This window comes from Caldisericum sp. (assembly GCF_049967455.1).
Classification (GTDB): Bacteria; Caldisericota; Caldisericia; order Caldisericales; family Caldisericaceae; genus Caldisericum; species Caldisericum exile_A.
This window is the reverse complement of the sequence record NZ_JBMFSR010000009.1, coordinates 1-14,472: the sequence shown is the minus strand read 5'-3', so window position 1 is coordinate 14,472 and position 14,472 is coordinate 1. Positions and strand designations below refer to the sequence as shown.

Sequence of the window (14,472 nt, the reverse complement as noted above, 5' to 3'; positions counted from 1 at the left end):
TCATACAAACCCTCAATATATTTTAACACGAAATTTAGCAAGTCAACAAAAATCAAGTGAAAGTAAAAAATTGACTAATAAAAGTTAAAAAAATTGAAGTTAAATTTCTTAAAATTTAAAGATTTCTCTAAACTCACTTTGTCGATGCGGTGAAAGTGGAAGTCTATCTCCATTATCCATTTCTATAAGATACCTTCCCTTAAACCAAGGAATAATTTTAGAGATTTTAGATAAATTAATGAGATACTCTTTATTTATTCTAAAAAAACCAAAAGTAGAAAACCTATTTTCTGCACCTTGAAGATTGAGTCCCTTAACAGGCATCTCCTCTTTTCCTTTTTTAATGTATAGTTTGCCCCCTTCAGTAAAGAAATACGATATATCGCCTAACCTCACAAGCAAAAGTTCGTCCTTTAAATTACACACAACAAAATTCTCTTTTTTGTTTTCTTTTTGAGAAAGCACATTTTTAATCTTTACAATTGTTTTAAAAAATCTACCTTCATCAATTGGCTTTAGAATATAGTCAATTGCACCAACATCAAAGGCATCTACTGCGAATTCAGAATAGGCAGTTACAAAAATAATCATAGGAAAATCTTTAAACTCTTTTATCTGATTTGCAAGTTTTACACCAGAAATGCCACCTAAATTTATATCAAGAAAAATAACCTCTACTGCATTTTGAGATACAAAATTAAATGCTGTAACTGCATCTTCAAATTCACCCAAAATTTTCACTTCGGGAAATTTTTGAAGAAGTCTTTTTAACTCTTCCCTTGCAGGTTCTTCGTCATCGACGATAATCGCTCTAATATCCAATTTGGAGTGCCTCCTTTTGGTATCCCAATTATAACTTTAGTTCCTTCATTAATTCTACTTTTAATCTTAAACATTGCATTACTACCAAAAAGATTTAAAACCCTATCTCTCACATTTTTAAGTCCAAAAGATTTTTTATTTTCAGAACTATTAAATATAGTTTTAAGAGTTTCTTCGCTTATACCTTTCCCATTGTCTTCTACAACAAGATAAACATAATTCCCCCTTCTGTAAGCTATGATTTTTATAGTAATATTCCTTTTAGTTAAAGAAAACCCATGCTTTACGGCATTTTCAACAATTGGCTGCAAAATCAATGCTGGAATCTTTATATCGTAAAGGCTTGAATCAATATTAAATTCATAATTTAGGCGCTCTTTGAACCTTTCTTTTTCGATCTCAAGATATGCCTTCACAAGACTAATTTCTTCGTCCAATGTGGAAAGTGTCTCTTCGGCTTCAATTGTCTTCCTCAATATAAATGAGAGTTTTTTAACCAATTCCCCACCTTTTTCAGGGTCGGTTCTTGCAATATAACTTATAGTATTCAGACTGTTAAAAAGGAAATGTGGGTTAATTCTTGATTGGAGCGCCTTAAGTTGAAAAAGGGTCTTCATCTTTTTTTCAGTCTCAAGCTTATTTAGTTCAACCTGTAAAGAAAGGATATTAGCTAATCCTTTTGCCATTTCAACATCAAATAGTGTCATCGTATTGCGTTCTTTTCTATAAAGTTTAAGGGCACCAAATACATTTCCCTCTGAATCTTTTAAGGGAACAACGATGCCTGACATAAGGGGACAATCTTTTACGGAACAACCTATGTCAAATTCATTCTTCATAAGAATTATCTTTCCGCTACTCAATGCTTTCTTTGTTGATATTGTTAAAATAGGAGAAAGCGGCTTGTGGTGATAAGAACCAATTCCACGGAAAGCAAGAATTTTTTCTGTATCAGTTATTCCAACTGCATCAAGGTTAGTATTTTCAAGTATAACTTTAACTGTTTCATCAGCAGTTTCAGGTGTAAGCCCTTTACTTAGGATTGGCAAAGTTTTTTCGGTAATCTTAAGAACCTTTTCCGCAGTTATTGCCGAAACGATTTCTTTTTCCATAAAGGACACTTTTATTACAAGCAAAAACAACCCAACACCCACTGCATTTGCTGAAATCATTGGTCCTGAAACAGTTTTAATGAGAGTAAGCGCCTTGTTAAAGGGAGGAGATATGAGAAGCACAAGCAACATATGAAAACTTTCTGCTAAGATAGCGAATGTAAATCCTAAGAGAGGGGAAAAATATTTTCCTTTTTTTCTCGTATAAAGTAATCCTGCAAAAATACCATTTAATATCGTCGCAAGTGCACAAGAATTTGCCGTAAAGCCACCAAGATAAGCCCTATGCATACCCCCCATAATTCCTGCAATAAGACCAACAATAGGACCTCCAAAAAGCCCACCGGTGATTGCACCTACATCTCTAATATTTGCAATCGCATCGTTAGTTTGGACGCCAAGAAGCGTTCCCAACATTGAAATAAAACCAAAGAACAAACCAAGGTATATTTGTTTTTTTACAGAGGATTCGAGATTGAATAGAGCTCTTGCAATTGGAGTTTGGGTAAGAATAAATGCAACAGTTATTATAACTGTAAGTGATTGAAATAACCATACATACAAAGAAAATTTACTCAAATACAAATTAATCATCAATAAATTATACAAAAAATACTATAATGTTATAATGGAAAAAATAAAAGTAAAAGGAATTGAGATTTTAAAATTCGTGTTTAATCCTCTTTCCACAAACTGCTACCTTATAAATGCAAATGGTTATTCTATTGTTATTGATCCCTCAAATATGAGTGACTATGAGACAGAGGCACTCGTCCATGAAATTAGAAATCCAAATTTATATATTTTCAATACACATGGTCATTTTGACCACATAGTGGGTAATGGTATTTTAAAAAAGTTTTATGCTAATTCTAAAATAGTTATCCATAAAAACGACTCAGAAATGCTTTTAGATCCAAATAAAAATAAATCTTACATAGCAGGAATCGAAATAATTTCGCCTCCACCAGATATTGAAATCGAGGAAGAAACTGAGTACTTAATATGTGGAATAAATCTAAAAATCATACATACACCCGGCCATACGAAAGGAAGTATATCGATTATCGGTGATAATTTTGTTTTTACAGGAGACACATTATTGCAAGAAACTGTGGGAATTGCAAAAGATTATCAAAACGCCTTTAACGAACTCATTGATTCAATAAAAAATAAATTGCTTATTTTAAACGACGAATTTATCGTCTTGCCCGGACACGGAGAAATAACAAAAATCGGTGATGAGAGAGCTTTTAATCCATTTTTAAATTAACTTTGCAAAATCAGAAAATTCCATAAAATATTTACGTATGAGAAAAATATTTGGAACAGATGGAGCAAGAGGCATTGCAAATATAGAAATTACACCTGAAATTTCTTTAAGAATAGGTGTTGCAATAGGGAAACTCTTTTACGGAAATGGACCAATTCTTATTGGTGAAGATACAAGGCTGTCATCAGAAATGTTAAGGCTTGCTCTTGCAACAGGTATTATAAGTGCTTCAACAGATGTAACAATCGGCTTTATTATGCCAACACCTGCGGTATCTTTGCTTTTACGAATTATGAAAAATTTCTCAGCAGGGTGTGTCGTTTCGGCATCACACAATCCTATTGAATTTAACGGAATCAAGATATTTGACAAAAATGGGTTTAAACTGAGCGATGAGAATGAAGAGTATATTGAAGAACTTATGGAAAGTAACATCGAAAGAAGCCCTGTAAACATTGGCAGAGTTTTTTACGACGAAAATATAAGAGATTTTTATGTTGACTATATAGCAGGTAGATTTCCTTTAAATCTTTCAAATTTGAAGATTGCGCTTGATTTAGCAAATGGATCTACATACTACACAACTCCTCAAACTCTAAAAAAACTCACCGCACAAATTTTCCCAATTAACGATAAACCTGATGGACACCGAATTAATGTAGAATGTGGTTCAACCCATCCACAGGTAATTTCAAGACATACAGTAAATAGTGGAGCTCACATTGGCATCTCACACGATGGTGACGGCGATAGAGTAATACTTTCTGATGAAACAGGAAGAATTGTAGATGGCGATGATATAATGGTTATACTTGGAAGACACTTCAAAAAGAAAGGACTTCTTAAAAATAATACAATTGTTGGAACTGTTATGACAAACCTTGCTATAGAAAATATTTTGAAAAGCGAAGGTATAAATTTCAAGAGAGCTCCCGTTGGCGACAGATATGTACTACAAGAGATGCTAAAATCAGGAGCAATTCTTGGAGGAGAACAATCAGGGCATATTATAAACTTGCTTGAGAGTGTTACAGGAGATGGCTTAATTACAGCACTAAGTGTGCTAGAAGTTATGGTAGAGGAACAAAAACCTCTATCAAAATTAGTTGAAGGGCTTGAAAGGTTCCCTCAAATATTAGTTAATGCAAAAGTAAAAGACAAAGATGTCATAAACGATGAAAAATTCAAACAATTCGTAAGAGAAATGGAAAAGGAGTTAAAGACTGGAAGAATTATAATAAGATCTTCAGGAACCGAGCCTGTAATACGTATAATGGTTGAAGGTGATAACGAGATAAAAATTAGAGATATAGCAAATAGAATAAAAGAATATTTGGAGGTTTGAAATGTGCGGAATAGTTGGTTATATTGGAGATAAAGATGCATTACCAATTCTCATTGATGGACTTAAAAGACTTGAATACAGAGGATATGACTCAGCAGGAGTTGCCATTCTGGGAGATGATCTTCATGTTGTTAAAACGGCAGGACGCATTAAAGACCTTGAGGAAAGGCTTAAAGGAACAGAACTTAAAGGACATCTTGGCATTGCACACACAAGATGGGCGACCCACGGTATACCAAATGATGTAAACGCCCACCCTCACTTTAGCGAAAGCAAAAATATAGTTGTAATTCACAATGGAATAATTGAAAATTATCTTGAATTAAAAAAAATGCTTATAAAAGAAGGAAAAACTTTCAGAACTGAAACTGACACAGAAGTAATAGCATATCTCATTGAAGAGTTTTATGAAGGAGATCTCCTAAAAGCAGTTCAAAAAGCTATATCTATGTTGGAAGGCTCTTATGCACTTGCAATCCTAAGTAAAGAAGAAAAAGATCACTTTGTTGCGGTAAGGAAGGATAGTCCTCTTGTAGGGGGTCTTGGAAAAGGGGAAAACTTCATCGCATCAGATATTCCTGCAGTCCTTCCATACACAAAAGATATAGTTATATTTGAAAATGGAGATATAGTAGATGTCTTTAAAGACAAAACTATTATTTATGATAAGAATCTCAACATCATTGAAAGAACAGTTCATAAAATTGACTGGGACATAAGTGATGCTCAAAAAGGTGGTTTTAAACACTTTATGCTTAAGGAGATTTTCGAAGAACCTGATGTAATCGTTGAAGCAATGAGAGGACGTGTTAAAAATGGAAAGATTGAGGTTTCAGAGTTAGATTTTGATAAGGATTACTTAAAGAATGTTAATCAAGTTTATTTTGTTGCATGTGGTACTGCATATCATGCAGGACTTGTTGGAAAGTATCTTGTTGAAAAATATCTTGGAATTCCCTCGCAAGCAGAGGTTGCATCTGAATTCCGATACAGAAATCCAGTTATCGATGAAAGAACTCTCGTGTTTGTCGTAAGTCAATCGGGAGAAACCGCTGATACTCTTGCGGGATTAAGACTTGCAAAAGAAAAGAAGGCAAAAACAATAGGAATAGTCAATGTTGTAGGAAGCTCCGTTGCAAGAGAAGTTGACAAAGTTGTTTACATCCAGGCAGGACCTGAAATTGCTGTGGCTTCAACAAAAGCCTATGTTGCACAGGTTGAAGTTATTACTCTAACAATTTTATACTTAGCAAAACTTATTGGAAAACTTGACGAATACAACGAGAAATTGTTTGTTGAAGAATTCCAAAAATTAGAAGGTTTTGCGAGAGAAATTTTAGATAACAAAGAGGAAATTGCAACCTTTGTTTCAACGACAAAAAACATCGAGGAGACCTTCTTTATAGGAAGAAACCTTGACTTTGCGTTGTCTTTGGAGGGAGCACTTAAACTTAAAGAAATCGCCTATGTACATGCAGAAGGATATCCAGCAGGAGAACTGAAGCATGGACCCCTTGCGCTTATCACTCCAAACTCGCTTACCATTGCAGTTAACACTTATTCTCCCTTGTTAGATAAAACCATAAGTAATATTAAAGAGGTCAAAGCAAGAGGTGGAAAGGTGCTTGCAGTTGCAAAAAGAAACAACGAAAGAATAAAAGATGTTGCAGATTCTGTCTTTTATGTTCCGAATGTTTTAGATGACCTAACGCCAATTATTACTGTTATTCCATTACAACTTTTTGCATATTACATGGCAGATGCAAGAGGCCTTGATATAGATAAGCCAAGAAACTTAGCAAAGTCGGTAACAGTCGAATAAATAAAAACCAAAAAATTCTACATAAACCCTTGACAATAATTTAAAAATCTGTATCATTGTGTATAGTGGGGCTATAGCTCAGTTGGTAGAGCGCCTCCTTGGCGTGGAGGAGGTCAGGGGTTCGACTCCCCTTAGCTCCACCAATTTTTTTAACACTACGAGGTGTTAGATGGAAAAAGAATATAACCCAAAAGAATTTGAAGAAAAATGGTACAAGTATTGGGAAGAAAATAAACTATTCAAAGCAGAAGACTTCTCAAAGAAGCCGAAGTTTTACATATTGGTAATGTTTCCATACCCTTCAGGATCAGGTTTACATGTAGGACATTGCAGAAATTACATACCTGCAGATACCTATGCAAGATATAAACGAATGCAGGGCTTCAACGTTTTACACCCTATTGGATATGATGCATTTGGGCTTCCAGCAGAAAATTACGCAATAGAACATGGTGTGCATCCAAAAGAATCAACTTACAAAAATATCGAAAATTTTAGAAGGCAATTAAAAATGCTTGGTCTTTCATATGACTGGGATAGAGAATTTGCAACATCAGATCCCGAATATTACAAGTGGACGGAATGGTTTTTTGAGTTACTCTTTAAGCGTGGACTTGCATATCAGGATAGAAGCTTCCAATGGTGGTGTCCTCATTGTAAAACGGTTCTTGCAAATGAACAAATCATAGATGGGAAGTGTTGGCGTTGTGGAACACCGGTTGTAAAAAAGGAACTCAAAGAGTGGTTCTTTAGAATTACACAATACGCAGACAAACTTCTTGAAGGTCTCGATAGAATTGATTGGCCTGAACGCATTAAATCAATGCAAAAGAACTGGATCGGTCGTTCAGAAGGAGCAGAGATTATATTTAAAGGAATTGGTCCTGACGGAACAGAATATGACCTTCCTGTATTTACAACAAGAATTGATACGATTTTTGGTGTAACATTTCTCGCAATTGCACCAGAACATCCACTTGTAATGAAATTAACAAGAGAAGACAAAGTAGAGGAAGTTAAAAAATATATCGAAGAGGCTCTTAGAAAATTCGAAACAGAGAGACTTTCGACAGAAAAAGAGAAAACCGGAGTTTTTACAGGTTGTTTTGCACGAAATCCTTTTACAAATGAACTTGTTCCAATTTATGTTGGCGACTATGTGGTTTATTCATACGGGACAGGTGCTGTAATGGGTGTTCCCGCACACGACGAAAGAGATTTCCAGTTTGCAAAAAAGCATAATCTTCCAATAAAAGTTGTAATCTCAAAAGACGGCAATCCTGTTGAAACCCTTGAAGAAGCATTCACAGAAGATGGAATCTTAATAAATTCAAACGGTTTTTCAGGCTTAAAGTCAGATGAAGCAAGAAAGCAACTTACAAAATATGCAGAAGAAAGCGGATTCGGAAAAGGTGTTGTAAGATATAAAATAAGGGATTGGCTTATATCAAGGCAAAGATATTGGGGAGCACCAATTCCAATCATTCATTGTCCCGAGCATGGAGCAGTTCCTGTACCCGAAGAGGAATTGCCAGTTCTTCTTCCAGATGAAGTTGATTTTACACCACGCGATACAGGTGAATCTCCTCTTGCAAATAACCCTGATTTTGTAAATACCACATGTCCTTTATGCGGCAAACCTTCCAAAAGAGAGACTGATACGCAAGATGGGTTTGCTTGCTCTTCGTGGTATTTTTTAAGATATGCAGATCCACATAACGACAAAGCACCATTTGATAAAGAAAAGATAAAATATTGGCTACCTGTTGATCTTTATATTGGCGGAGCAGAACATGCAGTTATGCACCTCTTATACTCACGCTTCTACACTAAAGTAATGTATGATGCAGGCCTTATAGATTTTGACGAACCATTTAAAAAATTGCTCAATCAAGGAATGATTCTCGGAGCAGATCATCAAAAGATGAGTAAATCAAGAGGAAATGTAGTAAATCCAGATGATGTGATAAAAGAGTATGGAGCAGACACTCTAAGAGCATATATACTCTTCATTGGACCTCTTGATACAGATGCACCCTGGAGTACCGAGGGTATAAATGGCGTTAATAGATTTATAAAAAGAATGTGGAATCTATTTATTCAGTTAGAAAATAAATCCATAGGGAAAGAAAAACCTATAGAAAAAGAAATAGAGCTAATGACTGATAAGATGATCGTTAAAATTACAGAGCAAGTAGAGAAATTTAAGTTTAACACGATGATAAGTAGTTTTATGGAGTGGCTCAATTTCCTTTCAAAAATTATGCAAGAAGACCCGGAAGTAATGGAAACTAAGGCATTTAGAGAATCAGTTCTCACTTTCCTAACCATGATTGCACCTGCAACACCATTTGTATCAGAGGAACTCTATCATAGATTAGGAGAAACTGGAAGCATTCATACAAAAGAATGGCCAAAACCAAAGGGAATTTATAAAGAAGAATATGTAACAATTATAGTTCAGGTAAACGGAAAACTGAGAGATAAGATAGAGGTAGAAGCAGGAAGCGAACTTGAAGATGTACTTGATTTAGTTAAAAAATCTGATAAAATAGCAAGGTTAGGTATTGATTTTGATAAAGCAAAATACATTTTTGTAAAGGATAAATTAATAAATATTGTTGCTTAGGAGGATAAAATGGCGCAACCGAAAAAGAAAACAACGCACTCAAGAAGCAGAATGAGAAAGATTAAAGAGAAACTCGATTCCTTAAACCTTGTTGAGTGTCCTCATTGCCACAACCTTATTCCACCTCACAAAGTATGTCCTTACTGCGGATATTACGAAGGAAAAGAGGTAGTTAAGGTAGAGACAAAGGAAAAATAATTCTTTAAAGATCTCTCATGACAGAGAAACCTTTAGAAAAGGCTTTTAAAGAACGAATTGATGCCTTGGAGAAGATTGTAGGACGGAAGATTCCCAAGAGATGCAGAGAAACCTTTATAACTGCAGTTACTCACTCATCTTTTTCAGGAGAGCACAAAAATTACCGTTCAAATGAAAGGCTTGAGTTTTTGGGAGATTCCGTCCTTTCGCTTTCAATCACTCATTATCTTCTCTGCACTTATAAGGATTTAACTGAAGGTGAATTGAGTAGAAAAAGGGCTTATCTTGTTTCCGAAAAGAGCCTTTCAAAAAAAGCAGAGATTGTTGGAATTGGAGATTTAATGCTCTTTGGAAAGGGAGAAAATAAAAGTGGTGGTAAATTTAAAGGAGCAATTCTTGCAGATGCATTTGAGGCATTAACAGCTGCAATATTTCTGTGCTTCGGTTTCGAAGAAGCAGAAAAATTTATAACGAATGTTTTCAAAACAGAACTTGAGAATGCAGGTAGCATTGAAACTATTGACGCAAAAACAAAACTGCAAGAGAAAATTCAAAAGGTCATACATAAAGTCCCTGAATATAGAATTGTGAAAGAGGAAAAGATCGACGATACAAAATATTTTGTTGCGGAAGTAAGGCTCAACGGAAAAGTTTTAGGAGAAGGAAAAGGAAAAACTAAGAAAGAAGCAGAAGAAAAAGCTGCTGAGGTTGCACTTGAGAATGAATATATTCGAGAAATTGAAAAATCTGTTTAGCAAAAAGGATTTAGCAACAGAAGAAATTGAAGAATTTCTTATTTCAAAAAATTTCGGAATAAAGTTCACAGAAGAGTTTATAGAAAAGCTTAAGGAAAGCAAAATTGACTATTTGGAGCTTTTTGAAAAACTAATTAGAGAAACATTCAACAGTGTTGATACAAAAGTTAATACGGATGGGCCAAAGCCTGTGATTTTTGTCTTTGCTGGATCAAATGGATCTGGCAAAACAACAAGTATTGCAAAAATAGCAAATTACCACAAAAAGAGAGGATTTAAAAATATTTTACTTATCGCAGGTGACACCTTTAGATCTGGTGCAACGGAACAGCTCTCAATATGGGCAGAACGTATTGACGTTGATATAGTTAAAGGGCAATCAGGTCAAGACCCTGCAAGCGTTGTATTTGATGGACTTTCAAAAGAAGGCATCTATGATCTAATTCTTGTTGATACCTCAGGAAGAGTCGAAACAAATGAAAACCTACTTAGAGAATTAACAAAAATAGAGAAGGTTATACTTAATAAAAAAGGACATATAAATGAGGTTTTTCTTGTACTTGATAGTCTCACAGGCTTGAATGCATTTAATCAAATGGAAGCATTCGTAAAAGCAATAAATGTTACAGGCATTATACTCACTAAATTCGACTCAAATAGTGCACCAGGAGTCGTTGTTCCAATTGTTCAAACCTATAAAATCCCAGTTAAATTCATTGGAACAGGTGAGGGAATTGAAGATTTAGAAGAATTTTCTGTCGATACTTACATACACAAACTAACGGGAGGTACTAAATGAAAAACATAACGCCAAGAGAAAAGAAACTTATAAAAAAAGCAAGAGTAAAAGAATTACTGGAAGTTTATTCAAATTTACTCACGGATAAAGAAAGAAAGATTCTCACACTTTATACTGACCCAGCCTTAAGTGGAGCTGCCATTGCAAAGAAGTTAAAAGTTTCAAGGCAGGCAATTCATGATCACATAAGACGTGGCATCAACAAAATGGAAAGATGTGAAACAAAATCAAAATTATTAGAAAAAAGAAGAAGAAAAATGAAAATATTCCTTGAAATTGAGGGCATCCTTTCCAAAAAAGAACTCTCAAAAGAGGATGTGCAAACTTTGAATAAACTATTTGAACAATTAAAAGACTTGGATTAGGAGGCATACCATTTTTGAATCTTTAAAGGAAAGCATAAACACAGTCCTTAAAAAGCTACGTTCAAAAGGCCATTTAAGTGAAGCAGATATAAAAGCAGCTATTAAAGAAATTAGACTTGCACTACTTGAAGCAGATGTTAATTATAAGCTTGTAAAAGAAATTACCGAGAAAGTTGAAACTGAGGCAAAGTCCTCAAAAGTGCTAGAGAGTTTCACTCCCGCTGAACAAATTTTGTCAATTTTATATTCAGTCCTTGTAGACTACGTTGGACACTCAGAAAAGCTAAAACTTCATGGAGGTAAAAACTTCATTATACTTGTAGGTTTACAGGGAAACGGTAAAACTACCACAGCTGCCAAACTTGGATATTATCTAAAGAAGAAATTAAATTACAATCCAATTCTTGTGCCTTTTGATTTCAAACGTCCTGCAAGTTTCGATCAACTTATTCAACTTGGAAAATCAAATGACATTGCTTATCTTGATTTAAGAAATGAAGAAAATATGAGAATTGCTCTATCTAAAATTGATTCATATATGGAAAAAAATGGTTTTAATGTCGCTATCATAGATACTGCTGGGAGAAAAGAGATCGACACCCCTCTTATGGAAGAATTGAAGTTAATAAACAACTATTTTGAGGATCCAGAGACACTCATGGTAATGGATGTTACCTTGGGACAAACCTCATTGGATATAGTAAAGGGCTTTAAAGAATATCTCAAGATAACAGGGGGCATATTTACAAAATTTGATTCATCTGCTAAAGGTGGTAGTGTTTTATCCTTTAAATATGTAACGGGGAGCCCTGTAAAGTTTGTTGGAACCGGAGAAAAAATTCAAGATCTTGAACCATTTGACGGCGATGCTCTTATTTCAAGATTGGTTGGAAGAGGAGATTTAAAAGGACTCTTTGAAAAGGCACAAGAGGCAATTTCTCTTGAAGAGAGTGAAAAAATAGCAAAAGATTTCCAAAGTGGAAATTTTGACTTAAATGATTTAAAGATGCAACTTGAAAGTCTTCTTAAAATGGGAGGACTATCGAAAGTATTCTCAATGCTTCCAAATTTTTCAAATCTAAAGATTCCAAAAGAGTATATGGATGAAAAGGCATTGAGAAGGATGATTGCTATCATAAACGCAATGACAAAGGAAGAAAGAGCACATCCAGAAATTATAAATGCATCAAGAAAAGAACGCATTGCTAAGGGCACTCATGTAAGCAAAGCAGAAGTAAATCAACTTCTCAAAAACTTTGAAAATTTCAAAAAATTATCGAAAAACCTTAAGAATCTTGATATATCAAAATTTAGATTTTAATCCCCTTTTAAATTTACTCGATTTATAAAATAACTTGAAATAAGAATTAATATACCACCCAAAACTGCATATATTGTAAGTTTTTCTTTAAGAAGAAGTGTGCCGTAAAGCGTAGAAAAAAACGGAACAAGGTAGCCAACAAAAGAAGACTTTCCTGCACCAAACTTTGATATTGCGTAAAAGAAATATGTATATCCAATCCCATTGAGTACAACGCCAGCAAAAATAAGAGCAAAAATAGACTGATAAGTGAAATCTGGCGCTGGAAGTTTAAAAATTGGAATTGCAATCAATGAAAACAAAAAACCAAATATCATCAAATAGAAAGATGATGTAAATGCATCCATAAAGCTTGAAACCTTCTTAAGAAGAATAACCCCAATCGCATAAGAAATCGAAGCAAACGCTACAAGCAATAAATTCAGTATATTAATTGAAATCTTTGCTTTGATGAATTCGTTAAAGAAAATGAAAAATACACCTAAAAATCCAAACAGAAAATAAGGAACTAATTTGTAATTTAGCTTTTCATTCGTAAATAAAATTGAAAATATCAATGCAAAAATTGGCGAACTTGCCAATAATAAAGATGCAATATAGCTTGGAACAGTCCTTTCACCGAAAGATATAAGAATTTGGGGTAAAAATGTGTCAAAAAAGGCCGCACTCAAAACAAAAATTAATGCATTTTTTTCAAATATAATATTCCTCTTTAAAATGAACTTTAAGATTATAAAAATTGATATTGCTCCAATAAGAAGTTTTAATGACACAAAAAGAATTGGATGAAAACTCTTTATGATGATTTTAATAAGTATATAATCTGACCCCCAGATAAGCGAAAGTGAAAGTATACTGAAAGTAAAATTATCTATGAGACTTTTAAGTTTTGCCATTTGTAAATTATACACAGTTCAAAATGCAAAAAAATAAAAAAGCCCTGGCAGCGTCCTACTCTCCCGCACCGTCGCCGGTACAGTACCATCGGCCCTGAAGGGCTTAACTTCCGTGTTCGGAATGGGAACGGGTGTTTCCCCTTCGGTATGGCCACCAGAGCAAAAGGATTGTACCTTCAAAACTGCATGGGGTATAGTAAGTCCTCGACCTATTAGTACCCGTCAGCTAAACGCATTGCTGCGCTTACACCTCGGGCCTATCAACCTCGTAGTCTACGAGGGGTCTTACTCCTTGCTTGCGCAAGGATGGGAGGTCTAATCTTGGGGTAGGCTTCGCGCTTTAGATGCTTTCAGCGCTTATCCAGTAGAGACTTAGCTACCCAGCTCCTGCCCCTGGCGGGACAACTGGTCCACCAGCGGTCTCCTTCCCGGGGTCCTCTCGTACTACCGGGAAACCCCCTTCAAACCTCCTACGCCCGTAGCGGATTAGGACCGAACTGTCTCACGACGTTCTGAACCCAGCTCACGTACCGCTTTAACCGGCGAACAGCCGGACCCTTGGGACCTTATCCAGCCCCAGGATGCGATGAGCCGACATCGAGGTGCCAAACCTTCCCGTCGATGTGAACTCTCGGGAAAGATCAGCCTGTTATCCCCGGGGTAGCTTTTATCCGTTGAGCGACGGCGTTTCCACACACCACCGCCGGATCACTAAGCCCCACTTTCGTGTCTGTTCGACCTGTCGGTCTAAGCAGTCAAGCTCCCTTATGCCTTTGCACTCAACGGCTGATTTCCAACCAGCCTGAGGGAACCTTTGGGCACCTCCGTTACCTTTTAGGAGGCGACCGCCCCAGTCAAACTGCCCGCCTGACATTGTCCTCCCGCCCGATCAGGGCAAGGAGTTAGAACTTCAGCATACCAAGTGTGGTATTCCACCGGCGGCTCCCCCAGAGCTGGCGCCCTGGGTTCTCAGCCTCCCACATATCCTATACATGGTATACCGAAGTTCAGTATCAGGGTACAGTAAAGCTCCACGGGGTCTTTCCGTCCTGCTACGGGTAGGCCGCGTCTGCACGACCACCGTTATTTCACCGAATTCCTCTTCGAGACGGCGCTCAGATCGTTACGCTTTTCA

The 14,472-nt window shown here is 35.8% G+C and carries 12 protein-coding genes, 1 tRNA gene and 2 rRNA genes; 10 read left to right on the top strand and 5 right to left on the bottom strand.

The genetic code is table 11. From position 1 onward, the window contains the following. Positions 1 to 108: 108 nt before the first annotated feature. Positions 109 to 822, bottom strand: coding sequence for a LytR/AlgR family response regulator transcription factor (locus tag ACP5SP_RS03780; RefSeq protein WP_424586633.1), 714 nt, complete (start codon positions 820 to 822; stop codon positions 109 to 111). Beyond that, positions 768 to 2,528, bottom strand: a complete 1,761-nt coding sequence (locus tag ACP5SP_RS03775) for a LytS/YhcK type 5TM receptor domain-containing protein (RefSeq protein ID WP_428076060.1) — start codon at positions 2,526 to 2,528, stop codon at positions 768 to 770. Before ACP5SP_RS03775 ends, ACP5SP_RS03780 begins: the two co-directional genes overlap by 55 nt. 34 nt (positions 2,529 to 2,562) lie before the next feature. Here ACP5SP_RS03775 and ACP5SP_RS03770 point away from each other — a divergent pair, with 34 nt between their 5' ends. The 10 genes from ACP5SP_RS03770 (at position 2,563) to ACP5SP_RS03725 (ending at position 12,441) form a co-directional block, all read left to right on the top strand. Next, positions 2,563 to 3,207, top strand: coding sequence for an MBL fold metallo-hydrolase (locus ACP5SP_RS03770; RefSeq protein WP_428076059.1), 645 nt, complete (start codon positions 2,563 to 2,565; stop codon positions 3,205 to 3,207). Between the two features lie 37 nt (positions 3,208 to 3,244). Then, positions 3,245 to 4,552: a phosphoglucosamine mutase gene (gene glmM, locus ACP5SP_RS03765; RefSeq protein WP_424586636.1), complete on the top strand. Its 1,308-nt coding sequence runs from the start codon at positions 3,245 to 3,247 to the stop codon at positions 4,550 to 4,552. Position 4,553: 1 nt separating this feature from the next. Continuing rightward, positions 4,554 to 6,374 carry a glutamine--fructose-6-phosphate transaminase (isomerizing) gene (gene glmS, locus ACP5SP_RS03760; RefSeq protein ID WP_416084371.1) on the top strand — a complete coding sequence of 607 codons (1,821 nt, stop codon included), beginning with the start codon at positions 4,554 to 4,556 and terminating at the stop codon, positions 6,372 to 6,374. A gap of 67 nt (positions 6,375 to 6,441) precedes the next feature. Then, positions 6,442 to 6,517 (top strand) — tRNA-Ala (locus ACP5SP_RS03755). Between the two features lie 26 nt (positions 6,518 to 6,543). Beyond that, on the top strand, positions 6,544 to 9,003 hold the full coding sequence (gene leuS / locus ACP5SP_RS03750; RefSeq protein ID WP_416084370.1) for a leucine--tRNA ligase: 2,460 nt from the start codon (positions 6,544 to 6,546) through the stop codon (positions 9,001 to 9,003). A 9-nt stretch (positions 9,004 to 9,012) separates the two neighbouring features. Beyond that, positions 9,013 to 9,201 carry a 50S ribosomal protein L32 gene (gene rpmF / locus ACP5SP_RS03745; protein WP_416084369.1) on the top strand — a complete coding sequence of 63 codons (189 nt, stop codon included), beginning with the start codon at positions 9,013 to 9,015 and terminating at the stop codon, positions 9,199 to 9,201. A 17-nt stretch (positions 9,202 to 9,218) separates the two neighbouring features. Further along, a complete protein-coding gene (rnc, locus tag ACP5SP_RS03740; RefSeq protein ID WP_424586639.1) occupies positions 9,219 to 9,956 on the top strand; it encodes a ribonuclease III in 738 nt (245 codons plus the stop codon). Then, complete coding sequence (locus tag ACP5SP_RS03735; RefSeq protein WP_424586640.1) at positions 9,922 to 10,755, top strand: zeta toxin family protein; 834 nt, start codon at positions 9,922 to 9,924, stop codon at positions 10,753 to 10,755. The genes rnc and ACP5SP_RS03735 overlap by 35 nt, the downstream gene beginning before the upstream one ends. Beyond that, positions 10,752 to 11,120, top strand: coding sequence for a sigma factor-like helix-turn-helix DNA-binding protein (locus tag ACP5SP_RS03730; RefSeq protein ID WP_416084366.1), 369 nt, complete (start codon positions 10,752 to 10,754; stop codon positions 11,118 to 11,120). The genes ACP5SP_RS03735 and ACP5SP_RS03730 overlap by 4 nt, the downstream gene beginning before the upstream one ends. After that, complete coding sequence (locus ACP5SP_RS03725; RefSeq protein ID WP_428076063.1) at positions 11,116 to 12,441, top strand: signal recognition particle protein; 1,326 nt, start codon at positions 11,116 to 11,118, stop codon at positions 12,439 to 12,441. Before ACP5SP_RS03730 ends, ACP5SP_RS03725 begins: the two co-directional genes overlap by 5 nt. On the opposite strand, the gene ACP5SP_RS03720 is transcribed toward ACP5SP_RS03725, so the two are convergent. From ACP5SP_RS03720 to ACP5SP_RS03710, 3 genes are all read right to left on the bottom strand, one after another. Next, a complete protein-coding gene (locus tag ACP5SP_RS03720; RefSeq protein WP_428066611.1) occupies positions 12,438 to 13,337 on the bottom strand; it encodes a DMT family transporter in 900 nt (299 codons plus the stop codon). The genes ACP5SP_RS03725 and ACP5SP_RS03720 overlap by 4 nt on opposite strands. Before the next feature lie 42 nt (positions 13,338 to 13,379). Next, positions 13,380 to 13,496, bottom strand: a 5S ribosomal RNA gene (gene rrf / locus ACP5SP_RS03715). A 33-nt stretch (positions 13,497 to 13,529) separates the two neighbouring features. Next, positions 13,530 to 14,472 (bottom strand): 23S ribosomal RNA (locus ACP5SP_RS03710); the annotation flags it as partial.

Bases quoted from the DNA above. Each gene is read 5' to 3' on its own strand.
- leuS (WP_416084370.1), top strand. From the start codon at position 6,544: ATGGAAAAAGAATATAACCCAAAAGAATTTGAAGAAAAATGGTACAAG.
- ACP5SP_RS03735 (WP_424586640.1), top strand. From the start codon at position 9,922: ATGAATATATTCGAGAAATTGAAAAATCTGTTTAGCAAAAAGGATTTA.
- rnc (WP_424586639.1), top strand. From the start codon at position 9,219: ATGACAGAGAAACCTTTAGAAAAGGCTTTTAAAGAACGAATTGATGCC.
- ACP5SP_RS03775 (WP_428076060.1), bottom strand. From the start codon at position 2,528: ATGATTAATTTGTATTTGAGTAAATTTTCTTTGTATGTATGGTTATTT.
- ACP5SP_RS03730 (WP_416084366.1), top strand. From the start codon at position 10,752: ATGAAAAACATAACGCCAAGAGAAAAGAAACTTATAAAAAAAGCAAGA.
- rpmF (WP_416084369.1), top strand. From the start codon at position 9,013: ATGGCGCAACCGAAAAAGAAAACAACGCACTCAAGAAGCAGAATGAGA.
- glmS (WP_416084371.1), top strand. From the start codon at position 4,554: ATGTGCGGAATAGTTGGTTATATTGGAGATAAAGATGCATTACCAATT.
- ACP5SP_RS03770 (WP_428076059.1), top strand. From the start codon at position 2,563: ATGGAAAAAATAAAAGTAAAAGGAATTGAGATTTTAAAATTCGTGTTT.
- glmM (WP_424586636.1), top strand. From the start codon at position 3,245: ATGAGAAAAATATTTGGAACAGATGGAGCAAGAGGCATTGCAAATATA.
- ACP5SP_RS03720 (WP_428066611.1), bottom strand. From the start codon at position 13,337: ATGGCAAAACTTAAAAGTCTCATAGATAATTTTACTTTCAGTATACTT.